The 2,031-nt window shown below is 62.5% G+C and carries 3 protein-coding genes; 1 reads left to right on the forward strand and 2 read right to left on the reverse strand.

Going from position 1 to position 2,031, the window contains the following annotated elements; genetic code table 11:
• Positions 1–72 precede the first annotated feature (72 nt).
• The gene (locus A2I95_RS33720; protein WP_027256338.1) at positions 73–288 is read left to right on the forward strand and encodes a hypothetical protein; all 216 of its coding nucleotides are present in this window, start codon (positions 73–75) and stop codon (positions 286–288) included.
• Positions 289–356: 68 nt separating this feature from the next.
• Here the strand turns inward: A2I95_RS33720 and A2I95_RS33725 are convergent, their stop codons facing one another.
• Positions 357–1,502 carry an iron-containing alcohol dehydrogenase gene (locus A2I95_RS33725; protein WP_291736826.1) on the reverse strand — a complete coding sequence of 382 codons (1,146 nt, stop codon included), beginning with the start codon at positions 1,500–1,502 and terminating at the stop codon, positions 357–359.
• A gap of 65 nt (positions 1,503–1,567) precedes the next feature.
• Positions 1,568–2,031 (reverse strand): aldehyde dehydrogenase family protein (locus tag A2I95_RS33730; protein WP_291736828.1); only part of this gene is annotated, 464 nt, incomplete at its 5' end.

Genomic DNA, 2,031 nt, shown 5'->3' on the forward strand with positions numbered 1-2,031 from the left:
TGGCTTTGCGGCCCGCCATGGGGCAGCCTGTAGGCAGCCAGCTCAGTCCAGCCAACCGGAAAAGGAGCCCAGATGCCCCAGTACAACGATATGTTCGAACTGTCCGTTACGGATATGGAGCTGATAGAAACCGCTCTGCAAACCACAAGGGACACTCTGTCAGAGGCCCAACCGGCAGCGGGCAGCAGCGAGGACGAGACGCTGCGCCGCGTGCATGAGCTTTTGGGCCGGCTGCACAATCAGAAAATCTTCTACTACCCCAAGGACAAAGTTTACGTCAGCGGCTGACGCTGTGCCGGAACGAAACAGCGCTCCCCGCCGGGCGGAGAGCGCTGTAACCTGTCATAAGACCTCTTTTACATCGCGGCTTTGAACAGCTGGGTGAGGTTTTCCTCAGTGAGCTTGATGGGGTTGCCGCCACAGCTGGGGTCGACTATCGCGCCTTTGACCAGGTCGGGGATTGCAGTCTCGGTGACGCCCAGATCTGCCAGCTTACGGGGGATGCCCAGGGAGTCGTTCAGCTCCTGCACAAAGCTGCGGAAGCCGTCAAAGCCGCCCTCGATTCCGAGGTAGGCCGCTGCCATGGTGAAGCGGTTTGCAACCGCGGGGGCGTTGAGCTCCAGCACGCTGGGCATGCAGACCGCGTTGGTAGTGCCATGGTGGGTGTTGAAATGGGCGCCGATCGGATGGCTCATGGCGTGGATGGCGCCGAGGCCCTTCATGAAGGCGGTGGCCCCCATCGCCGCGGCAGACATCATCTGCGCGCGGGCCTCGATATCGGTACCGTCGGCATAGGCGCGCGGCAGGTAGTCCTTGACCAGCCGCATCCCCTCCAGCGCGATGCCCTGGGACATCGGGTGGTAGTGCGGGCTGGAAAACGCCTCAACGCAATGGGCAAAGGCATCCAGGCCGGTGCCTGCGGTGATGAATTTGGGCATGCCCACCGTCAGCTCGGGATCGCAGATCACTACCGTCGGCAGCACCTTAGGGTGGAAGATGATCTTCTTCTGGTGGCTGACACTGTCGGTGATGACGCTGGCGCGACCCACTTCAGATCCCGTGCCTGCGGTGGTTGGCACCGCGATGATCGGCGCAATTGCGTCAGCATCCGCGCGGGTCCACCAGTCGCCGATGTCCTCAAAATCCCAGACCGGCCGGGTCTGGCCGGCCATAAAGGCAACCATCTTGCCCAGATCCAGGCCTGAGCCGCCGCCAAATGCGATCACCCCGTCATGACCGCCCGCCTTATAGGCTTCGACACCGGCCTCCAGATTCTTCTCATTCGGGTTCGGATCCACGTCCGAGAACATACCGCGGCCCAAGCCTGCGGCGTCCATGATGTCTAGGGTGCTATGGGTGACAGGCAGATCCGCCAGCCCCTTGTCGGTGACCAGCAAAGGCTTCGTGATGCCAGCAGCGGCGCAGGCATCGCCCAGTTCCTTGATCCGGCCGGCGCCGAACTTGATTGCGGTCGGATAGGACCAGTTTCCGTTAAGGCTCATGTTATCGTTCCTTTGATTCAATGGCCCGCCCCGGGGAGGAGACGCCGGGGCAGGCGGGGCCGCCCTTAGCCGGTCACTTTTTTCAGGTGATAGGACTTCGGACGGGTCAGATTGTGATAGCCGATGACCGAGAGGCCGCCGCCGCGGCCTGTATCCTTGCAGCCGGTCCAGCACAGACCAGGATCCAGGTAATCGGCGCGGTTCATGAAGACGGTGCCGGTCTCGATCCGGTCCCCGACGCGCTGCGCCCGCTCCACGTCCCTGGTCCAGAGCGAAGCGGTGAGGCCGAAGTCGCTGTCGTTCATCAGGGCAACGGCTTCGTCGTCCGAGGCGACCTTCATGATGCCAACCACCGGGCCAAAGCTTTCCTCGCGCATCACCCGCATGTCATGGGTGACTCCCGTCAGGATCTGGGGTGTCAGATAGGCGCCGCCGTCGTCCTCGGCAAAGGGATCGATATGGGTCACGGCACCAGCCTCGACCGCCTCGGCGATCTGGCCACGTACTTCGCCTGCAAACCGCACATTGG

The organism is Leisingera sp. F5, assembly GCF_001593695.1.